11 protein-coding genes are annotated in these 21732 nt (G+C 70.8%); 5 read left to right on the top strand and 6 right to left on the bottom strand.

Annotated features, from left to right (window positions below; translation table 11 throughout):
* The first annotated feature begins 20 nt into the window (after positions 1-20).
* On the top strand, positions 21-2819 hold the full coding sequence (locus tag EYF70_RS07575) for an ATP-binding protein (RefSeq protein WP_165497587.1): 2799 nt from the start codon (positions 21-23) through the stop codon (positions 2817-2819).
* On the opposite strand, the gene clpB is transcribed toward EYF70_RS07575, so the two are convergent.
* From clpB to EYF70_RS07545, 6 genes are all read right to left on the bottom strand, one after another.
* Positions 2809-5418: an ATP-dependent chaperone ClpB gene (clpB, locus tag EYF70_RS07570; RefSeq protein ID WP_131144856.1), complete on the bottom strand. Its 2610-nt coding sequence runs from the start codon at positions 5416-5418 to the stop codon at positions 2809-2811. The genes EYF70_RS07575 and clpB overlap by 11 nt on opposite strands.
* A 99-nt stretch (positions 5419-5517) precedes the next feature.
* A complete protein-coding gene (gene moaE, locus EYF70_RS07565) occupies positions 5518-6000 on the bottom strand; it encodes a molybdopterin synthase catalytic subunit MoaE (RefSeq protein WP_229420742.1) in 483 nt (160 codons plus the stop codon).
* On the bottom strand, positions 5997-8714 hold the full coding sequence (locus EYF70_RS07560; RefSeq protein WP_131144855.1) for a DUF349 domain-containing protein: 2718 nt from the start codon (positions 8712-8714) through the stop codon (positions 5997-5999). The genes moaE and EYF70_RS07560 overlap by 4 nt, the downstream gene beginning before the upstream one ends.
* A gap of 108 nt (positions 8715-8822) precedes the next feature.
* Positions 8823-9500, bottom strand: coding sequence for a hypothetical protein (locus EYF70_RS07555; RefSeq protein ID WP_131144854.1), 678 nt, complete (start codon positions 9498-9500; stop codon positions 8823-8825).
* A gap of 245 nt (positions 9501-9745) precedes the next feature.
* A complete protein-coding gene (locus tag EYF70_RS07550) occupies positions 9746-12187 on the bottom strand; it encodes a bifunctional acetate--CoA ligase family protein/GNAT family N-acetyltransferase (protein ID WP_131144853.1) in 2442 nt (813 codons plus the stop codon).
* 4 nt (positions 12188-12191) lie between these two features.
* On the bottom strand, positions 12192-13184 hold the full coding sequence (locus EYF70_RS07545) for a DUF2804 domain-containing protein (protein ID WP_229420741.1): 993 nt from the start codon (positions 13182-13184) through the stop codon (positions 12192-12194).
* Positions 13185-13479: 295 nt separating this feature from the next.
* Between EYF70_RS07545 and EYF70_RS07540 the strand changes: the two genes are divergently transcribed.
* The 4 genes from EYF70_RS07540 to EYF70_RS07525 all read left to right on the top strand — a co-directional run bounded on the left by EYF70_RS07540 (position 13480) and on the right by EYF70_RS07525 (position 21695).
* Positions 13480-15723 carry a diguanylate cyclase domain-containing protein gene (locus EYF70_RS07540; RefSeq protein WP_131144852.1) on the top strand — a complete coding sequence of 748 codons (2244 nt, stop codon included), beginning with the start codon at positions 13480-13482 and terminating at the stop codon, positions 15721-15723.
* Positions 15724-15814: 91 nt separating this feature from the next.
* Complete coding sequence (locus tag EYF70_RS07535) at positions 15815-16564, top strand: PEP-CTERM sorting domain-containing protein (protein ID WP_229420740.1); 750 nt, start codon at positions 15815-15817, stop codon at positions 16562-16564.
* Positions 16565-16683: 119 nt separating this feature from the next.
* The gene (locus tag EYF70_RS07530; protein ID WP_131144851.1) at positions 16684-17916 is read left to right on the top strand and encodes an exonuclease SbcCD subunit D C-terminal domain-containing protein; all 1233 of its coding nucleotides are present in this window, start codon (positions 16684-16686) and stop codon (positions 17914-17916) included.
* Positions 17913-21695, top strand: a complete 3783-nt coding sequence (locus tag EYF70_RS07525; RefSeq protein WP_131144850.1) for an AAA family ATPase — start codon at positions 17913-17915, stop codon at positions 21693-21695. Before EYF70_RS07530 ends, EYF70_RS07525 begins: the two co-directional genes overlap by 4 nt.
* Positions 21696-21732: the final 37 nt, after the last annotated feature.

Genomic DNA, 21732 nt, shown 5'->3' with positions numbered 1-21732 from the left:
GCCGTGCCAACGAGAATGCCATGACACTCCCAGCCCCCGAGTGGTCGGTTGCGCATGCGTCGTTCGGGCCCTTCCGCCTCTATCCGGCGCAGCGCGTGCTGCTCGAGGATGGCCGGCCGCTGAAGCTGGGCTCGCGTGCGTTCGACATCCTTGCCGTGCTTGCCGAGCGCGCCGGCGCGCCGGTGTCGAAGAGCGACCTGATCGCGCGCGCCTGGCCCGATACCATCGTCGAGGAAGCGAACCTGCGCGTGCACGTCGCGGCGCTGCGCAAGGCGCTGCGTGAAACGCCCGAGCGCCGCTATATCGGCAACCTGGCCGGCCACGGCTATACGCTGCTCGCCGCCGTCCAGTGGCACGCCCCCGCCAGCGATCCCCCGCATGACAACCCGGCCGATGGCGGCGCGCTGGCCGATTCGCTGGCGGCGCTGGCGCAGCAACACCTGCTGGTCACCCTGACGGGCACCGCCGGCGTCGGCAAGAGCACCTTGGCGCACGCGCTGGCACGCCAGCTGGCGACGCAGTTCCGCACCTGGAGCATCGACCTGGCCGAGGCGGCCGATCCCTGGGCCGCGCTGGCCGGGACCATGGGCCTGTCCCGCGGCACCGATCCGGTTTCCGCCTTGCTGGCGCACGTGCGCGAATGCCCGGTGCTGCTGGTGCTCGACAATTGCGACCGCATCGTCACGGCCGCCGCCGCGCTGGCCGAACAGCTGCTGCGCGACGTGCCGGGCCTGTGCATCGTGGCGACCTGCCGCGAAGCGCTGCGCGCCGCCGGCGAGCGCGTGCAGCGCGTCGCACCGCTCGACTGCCCGCCACCCGGCACCGAGCCGGCATCGGCAGCGGCGGCGCTGGCCTACCCGGCCGTAGCGCTGTTCGCCGCGCGTGCCGCCGCCCTGCACGGCGGTTTCACATTGGCCGATGCCGATGCGCCGGCCGTGGCGGAACTGTGCCGCCGCCTCGACGGCGTGCCGCTGGCGATCGAGCTGGCGGCCGGCCGGCTGGACCTGTTCCACCCGCGCGAACTGCTGGCCCGCATCGACGAACGCCTGGAAATCCTGAAAGGCGGCCGCCGCACCGCGCCGCCGCGCCACCGCTCGCTGCGCGCATCGCTGGAATGGAGCATCGACACGCTGTCGCCGGTGGAGCGCACGGTGCTGTGCCGCGTGGCCATGTTCACTGGCCCGTTCACGCTGGCGCGCGCGGTCCGCGTGGCGGCAGGCGAAGCGGTGACCGGCCAGGACGTGGAAGACGCCCTCGCCACGCTGGCCGCCCGGTCCCTGCTCGCGCCGCACCGCGCGGACAGCGCGCCGCAATGCCTGCTGTACGACAGCGTGCGCACCTGCGCGCTGTCGCTGCTGGCGCCGGACGATGCGGCGTTCGCCCGCTTCACCGCCGATTGCGCGGCGCTGGCCGGCGTGGACAGCGATCCGCGTCACTTGCCCGATGTCCGCGCCGCGCTGGCATGGGGCTTCGGCGCGCACGGCGACCCGCAAGCCGCCGCCGCGCTGCTGGCCGCGTCCATCCCGATGTGGTGGGAAGCCGCCGAACTGGCCGAACTGCGCGACTGGCTCGCCATGGCGACGACGCGCGGCACCGGACCAGCCGAACCCGCGATGCGGCACATGCCGGGGCAGGCGCCGCTTCCCTCCTTGCCGCCGTCGACGCAAGCGGTGCTGCACACGGCCCTGGGCACGGTCAGCGTCTACCTGGAAGGCGCCGGCGCCGGCCAAGCCGCCTATGCCCGCGGCTTCGCACTGGCCGAAGCCTGCGCCGACACCGAGCGGCTGGCCGACGCCTTTTCCGGCCTGGTGCTGGAACACGTGCTGACCGGCGATTACCCTGCCGCGGTGGCGCTGGCGCAGCGCTTCCAGCATGACATCCGCCACGCCGGTTCGCGCCCCGCGCAACTGGTGCATGACCGCTTCGCCGCCCTCGCCCTGCACCTGTCGGGCGAGCAGGCACTGGCCGCGCCGCTGGCGCACGCCGTGCAGAACGGCACGGTGCCGGCCGTGTGCACCCGGCGCCGCACTGCCCTGCACACGGATGAAAACGTTGCCGCGAGCGCCGTGCTGGCCCGCGCGCGCTGGCTGCTCGGCTACCCGGACGAAGCCCTGCGCCTGGCCCGCAACGGCGTGCTGCGCGCGCGTGCGGTGGGGGCCGACGCGCCGCTGTGCCAGGTGCTCGCGTTCGCCATGTTCCCCGTGGCGTGGTGGTGCGGCGACCGGCCGGCCGCGCTGGCCGCGCTGGCGGAACTGGAAGACGCCGCGCGCCGCTTTCCGCACTGGGAAACGCTGGCACGCCAGTACCGGCATGGCATCGTCGAGGATGCGCCCGGCGGCTGGCTGGCTCAGGCACCCACCGCTGGGCCGCACCGCGAAACGCTGGCCACGCTGAATCCGCGCTACCTGGACGAGACCCTGCTGCTGCGCGCCGACCAGGGCGGCGCGCGCTGGTGCGCCCCCGAGCTGCGCCGCCTGCAGGGCGAACGCCTGCTGGCCACCGGCGGCCCGGCCGCCCGCGATGGCGCCGAACGGCAGTTCCGCGCCGCGCTGCTGCTGGCCCGCAACCAGGGTGCGCTGTCCTGGGAACTGCGTGCCGCCACCAGCCTGGCACGCCTGTGGCACGGCCACGGCGCGACATCCGGCGCCGAGGCGCTGCTGGAGCTGGTGCTGGCGCGCTTCACGGGGGGACACGGCACGGCCGACCTGCTGGCCGCCACCCGCCTGCTGGGCCAATGGCGGCTGCGAAAAAAAACCGGCGCCGCGTCCGTGGACGCAGCGCCGGTGCTGGAGCCGGGAATGCCGGTGCTTACTGCTTGACGATGTCGACCTTGCCCTCGGCGCCGAACACCAGGGCGCCGTCGCGTGCATCGATGCGGATCGTGTCCTTCGGCCCGAAGCGGCCCTCCAGGATCAGCTTCGACAGCGGATTCTCGATCTGCTGCTGGATCGCCCGCTTCAGCGGCCGCGCGCCGTACACCGGGTCGTAGCCCGCCTCGGCGATCTTCTGCAGCGCCGCGTCGCTGACCTGCAAGTCCATCTCCATCCTGCGCAGCCGGTTTTCCAGGATCTGCAGCTGGATCTTCGCGATCGCGCCGATGTTCTTCTCGTCCAGGCCGTGGAACACCACGATCTCGTCGATCCGGTTGATGAACTCGGGGCGGAAGTGGCCGCGCACTTCGGCCATCACGGCCAGCTTCGTCACCGCCGGATCGGAATCCTCCATCGACTGGATCTTCTGCGAACCGAGGTTCGACGTCATGATGATCACCGTGTTCTTGAAGTCCACGGTGCGGCCCTGGCCATCGGTCATGCGGCCATCGTCGAGCACCTGCAGCAGCACGTTGAAGACGTCGTGGTGCGCCTTTTCCACCTCGTCGAGCAGGATCACGCTGTACGGCTTGCGGCGCACCGCCTCGGTCAGGTAGCCGCCTTCGTCGTAGCCCACGTAGCCCGGCGGCGCGCCGATCAGGCGGGCCACCGAATGCTTCTCCATGAATTCGCTCATGTCGATGCGGATCATCGATTCCTCGGTATCGAACAGGAACGCGGCCAGCGCCTTCGACAGTTCGGTCTTGCCCACGCCGGTCGGGCCCAGGAACATGAACGAGCCGTATGGCCGGTTCGGGTCCGCCAGGCCGGCGCGCGAACGGCGGATCGCGTCGGCCACGGCGTTGATCGCCTCGTCCTGCCCCACCACGCGCTCGTGCAGCTTTTCCTCGATGTGCAACAGCTTGTCGCGCTCGCCCTGCATCATGCGCGACACGGGGATGCCGGTGGCGCGCGACACCACCTCGGCGATCTCCTCGGCGCCCACCTGCGTGCGCAGCAGCTTCGGCTTGTCCTTCGCTTCATCGCCGTTCGAGGATTCCGCCTGCTTCAGCTGCGCTTCCAGCTCGGGCAGCCGGCCGTACTGCAGCTCGGAGACGCGCTGCCAGTTCGATGCGCGCGTGGCTTCCTCCATCTCCTGGCGGATGCGCTCGATCTCTTCCTTGATGTGCGTGGTGCCCTGCACATTGGCCTTCTCGGCCTTCAGCACTTCCTCGAAGTCGTTGTACTCGCGCTGCAGCTTGGCGATTTCCTCGTCGATCAGGTCGAGCCGCTTGCGCGAACCTTCGTCCTTCTCGCGCTTGACCGCTTCCTTCTCGATCTTCAGCTGGATCAGGCGGCGTTCCAGCTTGTCCATCACCTCGGGCTTGGAATCGATCTCGATCTTGATCTTCGACGCGGCTTCGTCGATCAGGTCGATCGCCTTGTCGGGCAGGAAGCGGTCGGTGATGTAGCGGTGCGACAGCTCGGCCGCCGCGATGATGGCCGGGTCGGTGATCTCCACTTTGTGGTGCAGCTCGTACTTGTCCTGCAGGCCGCGCAGGATGGCGATGGTGGCTTCCACGGTGGGCTCGTCGACCAGGATCTTCTGGAAACGGCGCTCCAGCGCGGCATCCTTCTCGATGTACTTGCGGTACTCGTCCAGCGTGGTGGCGCCCACGCAGTGCAGCTCGCCGCGCGCCAGCGCGGGCTTGAGCATGTTGCCCGCATCCATCGCGCCCTCGGCCTTGCCGGCACCGACCATGGTGTGCAGCTCGTCGATGAAGACGATGGTCTGGCCCTCGTCCTTGGCCAGTTCATTCAGCACCGATTTCAGCCGCTCCTCGAACTCGCCGCGGTACTTGGCACCGGCCAGCAGCGCCGCCATGTCGAGCGACAGCACGCGCTTGCCGCGCAGCGAATCGGGCACCTCGTTGTTGACGATGCGCTGGGCCAGGCCCTCGACGATCGCGGTCTTGCCGACGCCGGGTTCGCCGATCAGCACCGGATTGTTCTTGGTGCGCCGCTGCAGCACCTGGATCGCGCGGCGGATCTCGTCGTCGCGGCCGATCACCGGGTCGAGCTTGCCCTGGCGCGCCCGCTCGGTAAGGTCCATCGTGTATTTCTTCAGCGCCTCGCGCTGGCCTTCCGCTTCCTGAGAATCGACCTTGCCGCCGCCGCGCACGGCCTCGATCGCCGTTTCGAGGGATTTGCGCGACAGGCCGTTCTCGCGGGCCAGCCGGCCGGCGTCGGACTTGTCGTCCGCCAGCGCCAGCAGCACCATTTCGCTGGACACGAACTGGTCGCCGCGCTTCTGCGCCTCGCGGTCGGCCAGGTTCAGCATGTTGACGAATTCGCGGCTGACCTGCACGTTGCCGCCGGTGCCGGACACCTTCGGCAAGCGCTCGATGGCGCCTTTCAGCGCCGCGGCCAGGCCGCCGACGTTGACGCCGGCGCGCTGCAGCAGCGAGCGCGTGCTGCTGTCGTCCTGGTTGAGCAGGGCCGTCAGCAGGTGCACGGGTTCGATATAGGGGTTGTCGCTGCCGACGGCCAGGCTCTGGGCGTCGGCAAGTGCTTCCTGAAGTTTTGTAGTAAGTTTGTCTTGACGCATGGCGCTTCGCTCCAAATTTTATCTTCCGATAAGGTGCGGCTGCGCAATCGCTATTTCAAGACGCCCTGCGAAATGGCTGGGTTCCGGCTGCAGCCGGGATCATTTCTCCCACTTGTCCAGCGCGTGGTCGTCGCTGACACGCGCATCGACCCAGCGCGCCCCTTCCGGCGTCTGTTCCTTTTTCCAGAACGGCGCCTCGGTCTTCAGGTAGTCGATGATGAACTCGCAGGCTGCGAATGCGTCGCCGCGATGCGCGGACGTGACCGCCACCAGCACGATCTGGTCGCGCGGCAGCAGCGGGCCGACGCGGTGGATCACCAGCGCATCGTGGACCGGCCAGCGCGTGCAGGCCTGGTCGATGATGCGCTCGATCGACTCTTCCGTCATGCCCGGATAATGCTCCAGTTCCATCGACGCCACCTGCGAACCTTCGTTCAGGTCGCGCACCGTGCCCACGAAGGTGACGATGGCGCCGGTCTTCGGATTGTCCGCGCGCAGCCGCGCCACTTCGGTGGAAAGGTCGAAATCCTCGGGCTGGACGCGCACCCGCGCCATCCCGCCATGGTTCTCCTGCCGGCTCATCGCCCCTCCGCGCCGATGCGGCGGAACAGCGCCTCGATGCGGCTGGCCGTGCGGTCGTCCAGCAGCGCCGGCAGCGCGCACAGCTGCACGAACTGGGCCGCCTGCGAACCCGCCGCGCCGGATTTCTGGCCGGACTTCAGGGAATCCTGCAGCACTTCGACCTGCATCTTCAGGCGGTCGCGCGCGAATTCCGGGCCGCTGTCGATGCCGGCCACGATTTCCTGGCGCAAGACCTCGGCCAGCAGCCGCGAACGGTTCGCTTCCAGCGTGCCGGCATACGCGCCGCGCGCGCCGGCATCCGCCGCGGCGGCCTGCAACGCGGCATGGAAGCGGCCATGCAAGGTGCGCTCGTGCTCGGCCGGCAGCGCTGGCAGCGCGGCCCAGCGGCCCTTCCACTCCTCGCTATCGACCGGACCAGGCGCTGCCACGGCATGTTCCAGCGCCTGCACCAAGCGCAGCTTGTCGCGCAGCGCGTTGGCCTGCGCCGTACCGGCACGCTTGCGCACGGCATCGGCTTCGCCCTGCAGCTTCGCCACGGCGGCGCGGTAGCGGCCTTCGATGCGCGCCTCGGCTGCGCGCGGCACGGGGCCGCTCGCATGCCACGCGGCGGCGGCATCGCGCAGCGCCTTGCCGATCGCGCCCTGGCGGGCCTTGTCGTCGCCCTCCGGCGCGAACGCTTCGAGCTGCGCGCAGATCGCCTCGCGGGCATGCAGGTGCGCCTTGCGCTCATGGTCGGCCGCGTGGGCCGATTCCTTGCGCTTGGCAAAAATCGTGTCGCAGGCGCTACGGAATTTCTGCCACAGGGCCTGTTCCTGCCGGCGCTCCAGCGGCAGCGCCTTGGCATGGCCCTGCCAGGCTTCCTGCAGGCCGCGCAGCGTGTCCACCGTGTGCCGGTCGGCCGGGTCGAGCTTGTAGACTTCCTCGATCAGCTGCTCGCGGCGCGCCACCTCGATCGCGCGCTGCTCTTCGAGCGGCGCCATCAGCGTTTCCATGGCCTTGCCGAACGCGGTATCGAGGCGTTTCTTGTCCTTGCGGTCGATCGTGCCCAGCCGGCTCCAGGCCTGGCGCAGCCGCTGCGACGCGGAAGCCAGGCCGCGCCAGTCCTCGCGCGTGGCCGGCGAATCGGCCACCAGCGCGTTGACTTCGTCGACCATGGCCTGCGCCTTGGCGGCGTTGGCGTGGCGCTCGTCCGCCAGGTGGCGGAAGTGCGCGGCGGCCGGCGCGTAGGCGGCGGTGCAGGCGGCATCGAACTTTTCCCACAAGCTCTTCGGCGCGGCGCCGGAAACGCTGTCCAGCGCTTTCCAGCGCTCGCGCATGGCGCTGACCTTCCTGGCCAGCTCACTCATCGGCAGGTTTTGTGCGGGCAATTCCTCGACGGCATGCACCAGTTCTTCACGGGATACATTGCCGCCCCAGCGAGCCCAGGCGGACAGCCGCTTGTACTCGGCGCGCACGTGCGCCAGGCGCTCCGATTGCTGGGCCGTCAGGCGGCCCGTCTTGCTGTCCTTCAGGGTCTTGTCGTGTTCGGCGGCGGTGTGCAACTGGCCCTGGGCCAGTGCCGCGTCCATGGCCTCGACCAGCGCCATGAAGCGCTCGTTCGCCTCGCGGTCGGCCGGCGTGACCTTCTTTTCCTTCGGCGGCCGGGCCGGCGCGGCACCCGGCTGAGCTGGCTGGCCATCCACGGCAGCCCCAGGCCCGCCCTGCGCCTGGCTGTTCGCCTCGCTGGCCGCCTTGCTGTCCTGCTCGTTTCCGCCACCTTGCGCCGTGGCATCAGGCTGATCCTCTGTGCCGCCCTGCGCCGTTGCGCCGGCCGGCGCCGTTCCGCTCTTCTGCTGATTTCCGCTGTCCGGCGCCATGGCTTGCCCCTCTTCCTGTTGCGCCGCTGGTCCGGCGGGTGCCGGGGTTGCGGGGGCGGGCGGTTCGGCAGCGGCAGCCACACGGGCCAGCGCGGCGCGTGCCGCCTCCAGCGCCGCTTCCACGTCCGTCAACAGGTGCCGCGGCAGCGTGCCATGCTCGGGCCCGGCCAGCCGTGCGGCGTGCTCGGCAGCGAGCCGTTCCAGTTCCTGCATCGAGTCCTCTCCGGCGGGAGCGGCGGCCAGTTTGCGCAGCGCCGCCAGCGCATCGATCGTGGCGCGCTGCAGATCCACCTGCGCTTCCAGGCGCGCGCGCAAGGCCGCGCGCAGGCGGTCGAACTCGGCAGCCAGTTGCGGCGGCGCATCGATCACTTTCCACAGGCGGTCCAGGTCGGCCACCTGGTTCGGCGCCAGCTTTTCTTCCTGCAGCAGGCGCTGTGCCTGCGCAATGGTGGCCTCGGCCTGGCGCTGCTCCATTTGCCGGTGACGGATCGCATCGAGCCGGCCCTGCATCAGCTTGGCCACGCGGCGGTCCGTGTTGCGCACCGCGGCCTGCACCTGCTCGAGCGCCGCTTGCGACACGACATGCTCGGCCGCGGCCAGCCGCACATCGGCGAACTCGCTCTGCAGGATCAGCGCAACGGCGGCGGCTTCGTCGCCGGCCAGCGACCTGGCCAGCGCGGCCTGTTCGGCACGGCGCGCTTCCTTGCCGTCGGCTCCACCTTGCGGGCCGCCCTTGGCGGCGGGGCCGTTGCCCTGGCCACCGCCCTTGTCGCCCCGCCCGGCCTCCGCGTGTTGCCCCTGCGCGGCCTGCGATTCGGTGCCCTTGTCGCCGGGCCGCTTGAAGAGGAATTCAAACATGATGTGCTATGGATGGATCAAAACCGCCATCATAGCGCAGCACCGGTTTTCGCGGCGTCGCATCCTGCGGCCGCGACCGGCAGAACCACAGGCACGGCCGGCAACGGCTCAGTCGGCGCCGGCGACGCGCGGCAAGGCCCGGGCGCGCGCCCTCACCGCGGGCATGCGCACGTCGATCGCATCCACCGGCTCGGCCGGCGGCGCCAGCCGCGGCACGAGGGAGATCACGGTGGCGTCGTCCGTCCCGCTGCGGCGGGCCTCGGCAACCTGGGCATCGTGCGCCAGCAGCTTGTTGGCGATGGCAAACCACGCATCGCCGCAGATCGCACTGCGGGCGATGGCGAACAATTCCTTCTCTTCCTTTTCCAGCCTTTGCAGCAGGGTCGTGCAAAAGCTGTCGATCGCCTCGCAAAACGTGGCGACATGGGCGATCTGCGGGTCCTGGCCCGGGTCCCCGCCCTCCTCGTGGCGCGGCGCCGCCCGGTCTTTCAGGCGGCGCACCACGTCGAGCGCGAGGCCGTTCAGGCGCGACAGTTCGTCCAGCAACTGGTCGGCGCGCTGGGTGGCCTGGCGCAGCGCGGGGATCAGGTACAGCTCCACCTTGCGCCAGCTGCAGGCCTGGTACAGGCGCTCCAGCGTTTCGCATGCGTATTCAAGCTGGGCCAGCGTGAGGCTCTGCTGGCGGGTCAGCGTCGATTGCACGTATTTCTGGAAAGAAAGCACACTGAGCCGAACATTGGCTTGTTCGACAGAAAGCGCGACCAGCGTATAAGTGGCGGTTAACATTGTCGCTCCCGGTTTTATAGGTTTATGCGATCGTTATGTCACCTTTATGTCACCTCTATGTGACCTCCACGTGACCTTCATGTGGCCTTCATGTGACCTTCATGTGACCTTCATTTGACAATAAGCGATCGCCGGTTGTCTCCATGCGATGCCGTCGCTCGACAACTCGCAGAACCAAAGTGTAAAGAACAGCGACATGGACACTTTGACACAGCGCAAGGTTGGCTGCGGAGTTTCCGACCGGACTAAGATGAATTCCCATGCAATGGGACGACCAGCGCCACGGTGCCCGGCTCGTTCCCCGGCTGCACCGTGCCGCCGAACCGGCGCACCAGTTTCTGCACTCCAACATTTTCAGCCAGCGCGTCGCCTGTCAGGCTGCCGGTGCCGCGCGCGCGGAAATAGTCGACCAGCTTGCGGAACAGGATCACCCCCAGTCCCTTGCCCTTCAAATCCGAGCGCACCACGATCGCGAACTCGGCGCGGCGCTCGTCCGGATCGGCCACCGCGCGCACCACGCCGAGCGTTTCGGCGGTGCCATCGGCGCCAGGCCGCGTGGCGATGAACGCCATCGCGCGGTCATAGTCGATCTGCGTAAGCCGCGCCAGCTGCGCCGGCGGCAGTTCGCGCAACGCGGAAAAAAAGCGCAGCCGCACGTCTTCCGGATCGAGCGCGGCGAAGAAGCGCACGTGGGCCGGCGCATCCTCGGGCCGGATCGGCCGCAGCACCAGCGGGGCGCCTTGCCAGTCCACCGTTTCGGCCAGTGCCTGCGGGTAGGGCCGGATCGCCAGCGCGGATTCGGGGCGCGGCGGGCCGAGCACGATGCGGGCACCCAGCGCGGCCAGCGTGGCGCCGCGCGGATCGCCCGCCGCCACCACCTGCACCGGATCCAGTTCCAGTTCGACCACGTCGGCCAGGTCCGTCACCAGGTCGGCCACCTGTACCAGCGCGCGGCACACGGCTTCCGTGCCGCCGAGCGCGGCACCGGCGCGGGTGCGCGCCACGATATCGCGCGCCAGTACCATGTTCAACGGCGGCAGGCCGGCGGCCCGGTCGCGCGCCACGCGGCCGGCGGCGCCGCCCAGCCCGAATTCGAGGGCCGGGCCGAATACGGGGTCCGTGTGCACTGCGATGCGCAGCAGCGGTGCCTCGCCGGCCGCAGGTTCGCCGGACGGCAGGCCCGATTGTCCGTCACATTGCCCGCCGCATTGCACCCCGCCCTGCACGCCGTAGGCAGACAGCACGCTGGCGCATTCGCCATCGTCCAGCGTGGCGCGGCCGGCATGGCGGGCAGCGGCCACGATGGCGCGCGCCGCCGCCCGTTCCGCTTCGCCGGCGGCCGGCACTCCGGCCGGCACCTCGATCAGCAAGGCCTGGTTGCGCCGGTACTGCACGATCTGCCGGAATGCCCGCACCGCTTTTTCCGGCGTGTCGTAGGTGGCCAGCCCGGCATCGGCGAATACGGCCCGCGCATCGGCCGCCTCGTCGCCGCCCAGCCAGCATGACAGCACGGTCTGCCGCGCCGCGCGCACCAGCGGCGCCAGCGCGCGCGCCACGTCGCTGCTGCCGGCGGCCGGCGTGGGCACGTGCACCAGCAGCAGCGCGTCGGCCTGCGGTTCGTCGAGCAGCGCACGCACCGCCGCCACGTGCCCGGCGGTGTCCGCGCGGGCGCCGATATCGAGCGGGTTGGCGGCCGCCACGCCTTCCGCCGCCACCGGTTTCAGCGCGCGCAGCGTGGCCGGCGACAACGGCGCCAGCTGGCCGCCGGTCCACGCCAGCGCGTCGGTGGCCAGCAGGCCCAGGCTGGCCGCGTTGCTGACGACGGCCAGCCGTTCGCCGCCCAGCGGGCGGGCGCGCGCCACTGTCTGCACCGCGTCGAACAGGTCGGCCGACGAATACACGCGCAGCATGCCGGCGCGGCGGATCGCCGCATCCACCACCAGGTCTTCGCGCCCGTCCCCGCGGCCCGACTTGAGCACCACGACCGGCTTGCCGCGCGCGGCGATGCGGGCGGCCGACATGAACTTGCGTGCACCATTGCGTGTCCCGCCGATACTCTCGATGTGCAGCACGATGGCCTGCGTGTCGGCATCGCCGGCCAGCCAGTCGAGCAGGTCGGCCACGTCGACATCGCCGCCCTCGCCCACCGAGACCACGCGTGAAAAACCGATCTGGTGCTGCCGCGCCCAGTCCAGCACGGCCGTCATCAGCATGCCCGATTGCGACACGAAGGCGGTGCGGCCCGTCCGCGCGCCGGTGTGCGCGACGCTGGCGTTGACGCCCGCCGCCGGGCCGATCAGCCCGATGCCGCCCGGGCCGAGGATGCGCAGCAGGTGCGGCCGCGCGGCCTTCAGCATGGCCGTGCGCAGCTGCGGCGGCAGCGCCGTCAGCACGATCGCCGCGCGGGTGCCGCGCGCGCCCAGTTCCGCCACCAGGCCCGGCACCGTCTCGGGCGGCGTGCAGATCACGGCGAGATCCGGCGCGGCCGGCAGCGCCGCCACCCTGGCATGGCAGGGGATGCCGAGCAGCGTGTCGTACTTGGGATTGACGGGCCACAGCGCGCCGGCGAAGCCGCTGCCGGCCATGTTGTCCAGCACCGTGGTGCCGAGCCGCCCTGGCCGCCGCGATGCGCCGATGATGGCCACGGAGCGCGGTTCGAACAGGCGGTCGAGGTGGCGGATGCTCATGGCGTCACCAGCGCGCGAAGTGCTGTTCGGTGACGCCGGCCAGGTTGCTCACCATGCGCTTCGGCGCGTCGGGCGCGCTGCGCACCCAGCCGGAGAACGTGCCGAGCGGCTGCACATAGCGGTTCGCGGCGATGCGCAGGTTGCGCTGGTCGCGCCGCGCGGCGACGGGCGTGAACACGAGGTCGAGGCAATCGTCCTCGGTAAACACGCGCCACGGTTCCAGCGGATCGTCGGCCGCATGGATGAAGCGGGCCGGCCCCAGCGGAAACAGGCCGCCGTCCAGCCACAGCGCATTTTCGTGGGCGCCGAAGAAGCCGGCCTGCAGGTTGAAGCCCACGCCGGCGCCGTGGCCGGAAGCCCAGCGCCAGGCCGTGCGCCGCGCCAGCAGTCCATTCGAATAGTCGATGCTGGCGGTGCCGCCGTGCAGCGGGTACTCGCCGCGCCACGTGCGCGCCTCGCCTTCCAGCGGCAGGCCACCGGTCTTCTGCGTGGCATGCACGGCACCGCCCTTGACGAGGCCCGAAGCGACCAGCGCCGGCGCCGGCGCGGTGCCGAAGCAGGCATCGATTTCCAGCCAGGGACTGCGCAGCGACAGCCCGGCCGGCCCCAGTTCGATGAACACGCCGCGGCGCGAGAAGGTGCTGGTGCCGCCCGCGTCGGCGGCCAGCGAGGCCGAGAAGCGCCCGGGCCAGCCATCCTGCGCGAAGTTGGCCAGCATGTCGCCGTCGCCGCGCTCGAAGGCGTAGGCGAAACAGCTGGTCATCCAGCCCAGGTCGGCGATGGCGACGGCGCAGAACATCTGCTCGGCCGCCAGCGCCACGTAGTGCCAGCGCTTGTGGTGCAACCGGCGCCACAGCGCGCCGCGCGCGTACGGCGGCGCCAGGCGCTCCCAGTCGCAGCCGCGCAGGATGCCGGCATGGCGGCCCAGCACGGGCTGGCCGTCGGCACCGACGATGCGTTCCGGCGCGGGCGGCAGCATGGCGGGCACGGCATTCATGCGCCGCGCTCCGCGGCCGGCAAATCACATGGCCAGCGCGCACATGGCCAGCGCGGCAACATGGGGTTCAATTCTGTCAAGGCGATGGTTCCTCTGGTGAGCAGCCCATTCTAAGGGATGTTGGCGGTGCGCCGCACCGTTCCTGCTGAACGCGGCGATTCCGGGCAAAATACTGGCGGGTAAGCAATCATCAGCCAGCAGCGCAGCAGTCAGCCGAACGTTCAGCCCGACAAGCAGCCCGACAGGCAGCCCGACAAGCCAAACAATCAGCGGAGAACCGGTGGGGAAGGATGGAATGAGCGCATGGCGCGAGCTGTACCGGGCGGCGCTGCTGCCGGCATTCGCGGCCGTGGTACTGGCGGCGATGTGGGCCGCGGTGTACTGGCAGGTGCGCCAGGAACGGGCCGCGGCACGCCACGAGGCGGTGTTGCAGAGCCACGCGCAGGCCCGCACCCTCGCCGAGAACACCGGCTTCCTGCTGCGCCAGGTCGAGCACGCGACGCATTTGTTCAAGCTGAAGTTCGAGGAAACCGAAGGCGCGTTGCGCGTGCAGGATTTCGGGCGCCGCGATGGCCTGCTGGCGTCGCTGCTGCCGCGCAGGCTGGCGCTGCCGGTCGCATTGTACGGAGCGGATGGCCGGCTCGCCGCCAGCCTGCATGGCAGGTTCGCCGCGCAGGCCGGGGCCGAAGGCTGGTTCCGCGCCCTGGCCGGATCGCACAGCGACACGGCGCAGTTTTCCAATCCGGCCGCCGGCGCTTCGCATGCATGGCACATCCGCATCGCCCGCCGCCTCGATGGCGCGGGCGGGCGCTTCGCCGGCGCCGTCGTGATACTGGTCGACCCGGCGCTTTTCGTCGACGACTACGATCGCCTGGAGCCCGGGCCGGGCGGCTATGTCGGCCTGCTGAGCAGGGATACCGGCCTGTCGACCAATCGCATCGACGAGCGCGTGTTCAATGACGGCACGCTGGCGTTCAGCGCGGCGCGCGGCGATGCGGCAGGCGGTGCGGAGGAAGCCGTGGCGCGGCGCCCGGTCGACGGCACCGAACGCATCTACGCCTTCCGCGACATGCCCCGCTTCGCGCTGACGGCCGTCGTCGGCCACGCGAAGGCGCATGCGCTGGCCCGCTTCGAGCGGCGCCGCGCGATCTACGTGGCCGCCGCCGCCATCGCTTCGGCCGTCGTGCTGGCCTTCGTGGCGGCCCTGATGCAGCAGGCGCGGCGCCTGCGCGACAGCACGCAGGCGGCGCACGAAGCGCAGCGCCAGCTGCGCGCCGCGGCCGATGCCAGCCTCGATGCGGTATTCCTGCTCAAGGCTTGCCGCGAAGCCTGCGGCGGCGACTTCATCCTGGTCGATGTCAACGAGCGGGGCGCCGCCATCCTCGGCCACCCGCGCGCCGCGCTGCTGGGCCACCGCATCGGCGCGCTGGTGCCGGCGTGGCGCGCCGAAGGCTTCCTCGACAAGTACCGCCGCGTGCTCGACACGGGCCAGCCGCTGGAAGAGGAATTCGAAACCCGCACCGGCACGCCACGCTGGCTGCAGCACCAGATCGTGGCGATCGACGACGGCGTGGCCGTCACCACGCGCGACATCACGGCCCGCAAGCAGGCCGAGCTGGCAAGCCGGCAGCAGCAGGCGCGCCTGCGCATGCTGGCCGACATGATGCCGGCCATGATCGCCTACGTCGACACCGACGAGGTGTACCGCTTCCAGAACCTGGTCTACGAACAGGAATTCACGCGCATGGGCGTGCAGGCGATCGGCCGGCGCGCGCGCGACATCATCGGCGAGCGGCGCTATGCGAGCTTGCAACCATGGGTGCGGCGGGTGCTGGCCGGCGAGACTGTCGCGTTCGAGGAAGTCGAGGATGCGCAGCCGGACGGCAGCGCGCGCAGCTTCGAGGTACGCTACATACCGCAGTGGGACGACGAGCACGGCGCCGTGGTCGGCTTCCATGTGGTGCGCACCGACGTTACCGCGCTGCGGCGCGAGAAGCAGCACCTGCTGCGCCTGTCCACCATCGATGCGCTGACGGGCCTGACGAACCGTGCGGGCTTCATGGACCGGCTGGGTGCCGCGATGGAACACAGCCGCGCGAACGGTTCCCTGATGGCGGTGATGTACATGGATATCGACCGCTTCAAGCCCGTCAACGATACCCACGGCCACGCGGTGGGCGATGCGCTGCTGAAGGCATTCGCCGGCCGCCTGACCCATGCGCTGCGCGATACCGACACGGTGGCACGGCTGGGCGGCGACGAATTCACCGTCATCCTGGAACGCCTGCACCGCTGCGAGGATGCCGAGCGCACCGCGGCCAAGCTGGTGGCCGCGGTGGCCGCGCCGTTCGACCTGGATGGCGTGCGGGCCGATATCTCGACCAGCATCGGCGTCGCCTTCTATGCTGGCGGCGACCTCGACGCGGCCGGGCTGCTGGCGCGCGCCGACGCGCTGCTGTACGAAGCCAAGCAGGCCGGCCGCAATACCTTCCGTACCGGCGGCACGCTGGCCGGGCTGCAGCCGGGCGCCGTGGCGTGACGAACGGCCTTAACAGTGCGCCCCGGAAATGCTCATCCATGTATATTTTTCGCAGTTGCCGTCCGCGGCCTGACTTTCAGGAGCCCTAACGATGAATGCTTTCCTCGATCACCCTTCGCTGCCGCGGCGCCGTATGCCGGCGGCACTGCGCGGCACCGCGGCCCTGCTGGCCGCGCTGGCCTGCTCCTCGGCAATGGCCGATATCTACACGATCACCACCCACACCGCCGGGTCGACCGCGGCATTCAACTTGCCGGGCCTGTTCCCGGAAGGCGATATCGTCGGCAGCCGTGCGTTCGACCTGACGGTGACGAGCGTCTTCGACAGCGCCAATGTGATGACCAGCGTGGACAACACCTGGATGCAAGCCACCGATGCGGACCTGCAGATCTCGCTGCGGCTGGACGGGCAGGTGTACAGCCTGGACGCGATCGGCCAGGTCAGCTCGCAGATCCTGTCGGATACGGATGGTGCCGGCCGCACCACGAAGCGCTTCTACCAGAGCATCAGTTTCGATCCCGACACGTACGGCGACCTGGCCACCATCCAGCAATACGTGTTCACGGCGGCCGACCAGTTCGGCATCAAGTCCGTCCTGGAGCCGGCCACCGCCTATTACGCGGACCCGCTGACAAAAGGCTTTTCGATCTTTGACTGGAAAGTGGCGCCGGACGTGGATCCGACCCTGCTGGGCGATGGCACCGGGCTGGCCCAGCGATTCGACTATAACCTGGTCGTGACCGTGCCGGAACCGTCCACGTACGCGATGCTGGGCGCCGGCATGGTACTGCTGGCGGCCGCGGCGCGCCGGCGCAGCAAGGCAGCCGCGACACCCGGCTGATCCGGCGCCCGGCTGCCAGCCACGGCGGAGGCGGCGCTATCCGCCACGGCCGGGATGCGCTACACTGTCGCGCTTCCGGCCCACCCCTCCATCGAGCCTTCGCTTCGTCTGGTACCTTCATGCGCCTGCTGCACACTTCCGACTGGCACCTCGGCCAGTCGCTCCACAGTTTCGACCGCCACTACGAACACCAGTGCTTCCTCGACTGGCTCCTCGATACGATCGTTGCCGAACAGGCTGACGCGCTGCTGATCGCCGGCGACGTGTTCGACAATGCCAATCCGTCCGCCGCGTCGCAGCGCCAGCTGTACCACTTCCTGCGCCAGGCCAGGGCCGCCGCGCCCGGGCTGGACATCATGCTGGTGGCCGGCAACCACGACTCGCCCGGCCGCATCGACGCGCCCGGCCCGCTGCTCGAGGAACTGGGCACGCGCGTGGTCGGCAATGTCGAGCGCACGGCCGATGGCGCGATCGACGTGGCCCGCCTGGTGCACCCGCTGACCAACCGCGACGGCGCGGTGGCCGCCTGGTGCCTGGCAGTGCCGTTCCTGCGGCCATCCGACGTGCCGCGCGTGGAAGGCGGCGGCGACCCGTACCTGGCCGGCATCGCCGAACTGTACCAGCGGGCGCTGGCCCATGCCGAGGCGCTGCGCCAGCCCGGCCAGGCCATCGTGGCGATGGGCCACTGCCACATGGTCGATGGGCAGATGTCGGCCGATTCGGAACGCCGCATCGTCATCGGCGGCACCGAGATGCTGCCGGCCGGGATCTTCGGCCCGTCGATCGCCTATGCGGCGCTGGGCCACCTGCACCTGGCCCAGCAGATCGGCCGCCATGCCCACATCCGCTATTGCGGCAGCCCGCTGCCGCTGTCGTTCTCCGAAGTGCATTACCAGCACCAGGTGCTGCGCGTCGACCTCGACGGCGGTGCCCTGCGCGAAACGGTGGCCGTTCCGGTGCCGCGCGCGGTCCACCTGCTGCGCGTGCCGACGCGGCCCGCGCCGCTCGACCAGGTGCTCGACGAACTGGAAGCGCTCGACTTTCCGCTGGCGCCAGCGTATGCGCAGCCTTACCTGGAAGTGCGCGTGCTACTGGACGCCCCCGAGCCCGGCCTGCGTGCCCGCATCGAGGCGGCCCTGGAAGGCAAGCACGTGCGGCTGGCGAAGATCGAGACCAGCAGCGCGCGCCGCGGCGGTTCCCTCGACGAGGCGGCAGTCTCGCTGGACCAGCTCGCGCAACTGCAGCCGGCCGACGTGTTCTCGCGGCTGTACCGGCAAAAGTTCGGCAGCGATGCGCCGGACGAGCAGATGGCCGCGTTCGCCGAACTGCTGCTGGCGGAGCCGGCGCGATGAGGATCCTGCGTATCGGCGGCCGCAACCTGGCCTCGCTGGCCGATGAATTCTCGGTCGATTTCGGCAGCGACCCGCTGGCTTCGGCCGGCCTGTTCGCGATCAGCGGCCCCACCGGCGCCGGCAAGAGCACGCTGCTCGACGCGCTGTGCCTGGCCCTGTACGACCGCACGCCGCGCCTGGTGCATGCGCGCGGCAAGACGCCCGACGTGGGCGACCCGATCGGCTCGGACGACTCGCGCACGCTGCTGCGCCGCGGCACCCCGGAAGGCCATGCGGAAGTCGATTTCGTGGGCAGCGACGGCATTGCCTATCGGGCGCGCTGGAGCGTGCGGCGCTCGCGCACCAAGGCCACCGGCGCGCTGCAGCCGACCGCGATGACGCTGCACCGGCTGCCCGAACTGCAGCCGATCGGCGGCACCAAGACCGAGGTGAAGGCCGAGATCGAAACACGCATCGGCCTGAATTTCGACCAGTTTACGCGCGCCGTGCTGCTGGCGCAAAACGAGTTCGCCACCTTCCTGAAGGCGCAGGACGACGAGCGCGGCCTGCTGCTGGAAACGCTGACCGGCAGCACGATCTACAGCGACCTGTCGCGCCGCGCGCACGAGCGCCACAAGAGCGAGGCGCAGGCGCTGCAGCAGATGCTGGCACGCCTGGCGGACCAGAAGCCGCTGTCCGGCGACGAGCGCGCGGAAACGGAAGCGCAGGCGCGGCAGGCCGAAGCGGCTCTGGCCGTGCTCGACACCCGCAAGGCCGCGCTGGAAACGGACTTGCGCTGGCACGAGGGCGCGGCGCGGCTGGCCGAGGGCATCGCGCAGGCCGAGGCCACGCGGCAGGCGCGCATTGCCGACGTGGCGGCGGCCGCGCCGCGCCGCGCGGCACTCGACAAGCTCGATGCGGTACAGGAAGCGCGGCCACTGCACGACGCGGTCCAGCGCGTGGCGCTCGACACGGCCGGCGCACGTGCCGCCATCGAGCGCTGCCGCCAGGAGGCGGGACAGGCCGAACTGGCCCAGGCTGCCGCCGCGGCCGCGCAGCAGCAGGCGGCGCAGGGGGTGGATGCCGCCGAAGCCGCCCGGCGCGACGCCGGCCCGCAGCTGGACCGGGCCAAGGCGCTCGACGCCCGCATCGAGGCCATGCAGCCGCAGCACGCGCAAGCCCGTGCCGCGCGCGACGCCGCCGTGGCGGCCGTGACGGCGGCGGCGGCCGCGCTGTCGGACAAGCGCAATGAACGTCGCGGCCTCGTCGCCGCGCAGGAATACGGCCACGCCTGGCTGGAATCGCACCGGCACTGGGCCGTGCTGGCGCAGCAGTGGCCACGCTGGGAAGAACTGTTCACGCAGGCAGGCCGCGCCGCCCACCACGGCGCGGCGATCGCCACGAAACTGGCCGACGCGCAGCGCCGCGCCGCGCATCACCGCAACGAGGAGATGGCGGCCCAGGCCGGCCTGGCCGGCGCGGCGGAAAAGCTGCGCGCGGCCGAAGCGGAACGCGCCGCGGCCGTGGCGGCGCTGGCCGCCTTCGATGCCGAGGCGCTGGGCACGCGGCGCACGGTGCTGGAAGCGCGCCGCACCGCGCTGCAGGATGGCGAACGGCTGTGGCTCGACCTGGCCGCGCGCAACGACCGCCATGCCGCGCTGGTGGCGCAGGCCGGACAGCTGGAGGGCGCGCGCGCCGCGGCGCAGGCGCTGGCCGAAGCGGCCCGCACCGACCTCGCCGCCGGCAAGGCCGCGCTGGCCCAGGCCGAACGGTCGCTGGCGCTGGCCGAGGCGGCATGCGGCGAAAGCGTCGAGCAGCTGCGCGCCACGCTGGAAGACGGTGCGCCCTGCCCCGTGTGCGGCTCGGCCGACCATCCATACCACGGCAACGACCAGCTGCGCGGCATGCTCGCCGCGTTGCGGGCCGACGTGGCGCAGTGGCGCACGGCGCAGGAACGCACCATCGAACAGGAGGCGACGCAGCGGGCGCTGGCGGCATCGAACGCGGCGCGGCTGGCGCAGGTGCGCGAGGAGCTGGCGTCGCTGGCGCCGGCGCTCGCGGCGCTGGCGCAACGCTGGAACGCCGCGCTGGCAACGCTAGACGACGGCATCGCGGTTGGCGACGGCGAGCGTGCCGCCTGGCTGTCCGGCCGGCTCGCCGCTGCCAGCGCGGCGCTGCAGGACGTGGCGCGGCAAGAGCAGGCGATGCGCCAGGCCGCCGCCGTGCGCGACCGCGCGCAAGGCGCCTGCGAACGGGCGGCCGCGGAACAGGCGCGCAGCCAGGCCGCCCTGTCGGCCGCCGCGACCGCGCTGGCCCAGGCACAGGCCCAGGCCGAAGCGCTGCGCTCGCAGCACATCGACGCGGTCCACCATCTCGATGCGCTGCTCGACGATCTCGATGCCGCCTTTGCCGATGCGCCGGAAGCGGGAGCCGATGGCTGGAAGGATCACTGGAAACAGAACCCCGAGCACTTCCACGCGCTGCGCCAGGCCGAAAGCCGCCAATGGCAAAAGCAGCACGCCGACCTGGATGAACGGGCCGCGAAGATCGCCGCCCTGGACATCGAACTGGCGGCCCTGCAGGAAGCGCACGCGAAAGTGGCGGCCGACGAGCATGCCGCGCGCGCCGCCTTCCTGGCGGCGGACGAGGCGCTGCAGGCGGCGCGTGCCCAGCGCGTGGCATTGTGGAATGGCGCGCCCGTGGGCGAAGTGGAAGCGCGGCTGCGCACCGCCTGCGAAGCGGCTCATGCCGCCCTGCGCGCGCAGCAGGAAGCGGGCCAGCAGGCCGCCCAGGCGCGGGTCCGCTGCGACGAGGCGCTGGTGCACGCGCAGCGCCGCCTCGCCGAACTGGACGAAGCGGCCGGCATCGCGCACCGCGACCTGGCCGCGTGGCTGGAAACGTTCCGGCACGCCCATGCCGAGCCGGACCTGTTCGCCCCGCCGGTGGACGGCGTCGCCTCGATGGACGAGCTGCTGGCATTGCTGGCGCATCCACAGGAAGCGATCCGCGCCGAACGCCACGCCTTGCAGGCGCTCGATGGCGCAGTGGCGCAGGCAGTGGCGGTGCTGCGCGAGCGCGAAGCCCAGCTGGAACAGCATCGCGCCACGGCGCCGGCCGGCGCCGAAGGCGGCCCGCAGCCCTTGCGCGAAGCACTCGACGCGCTGGCCACCGAACGCCGCGCCGCCCAGGAAGGCGTGTCCGCCCTGAAGGTGGCGCTGGCGCAGGACGACGAGCGGCGCCGCCGCGCCAGCGCGATGCTGGCCGGCCTGGAGCGGCAGGAAGCCAGCGAGCGGCGTTGGGCCCGGCTGGCTGAGCTGATCGGTTCGGCCGATGGCAAGAAGTTCCGCAACTACGCCCAGCAATTCACGCTCGACGTGCTGCTCGGCTATGCCAATGCCCACCTGCGCCAGCTGGCGCCCCGCTACCAACTGCTGCGCATCGACAATCCGTCGCAGCCATCGCTGGGTTTGCTGGTGCGCGACCTGCACATGGGCGACGACCTGCGTTCCGTGCACTCGCTGTCGGGCGGCGAATCGTTCCTCGTGTCGCTGGCGCTGGCGCTGGGGCTGGCCTCGCTGTCGTCGAACCGGGTGCGCGTGGAATCGCTGTTCATCGACGAAGGCTTCGGCAGCCTCGATGCGGAAACGCTGCGGGTGGCGATGGACGCGCTCGACAACCTGCAGGCGATGGGCAGGAAAGTAGGCGTGATTTCGCACGTGCAGGAGATGACGGAGCGGATCGCCACGCGGATCATCGTGCAACCCGGTGCAGGCGGCCGCAGCCACGTGAGCGTAGCCTGATAAAATGGCTCCTTACCCTAAACCGTTGTTGGCGTTG

This window comes from Pseudoduganella albidiflava, from assembly GCF_004322755.1.
GTDB classification, from domain to species: Bacteria; Pseudomonadota; Gammaproteobacteria; order Burkholderiales; family Burkholderiaceae_D; genus Rugamonas; species Rugamonas albidiflava.
The sequence above is the reverse complement of the archived record's forward strand: the minus strand, read 5'-3'. Positions and strand labels throughout refer to the sequence as shown.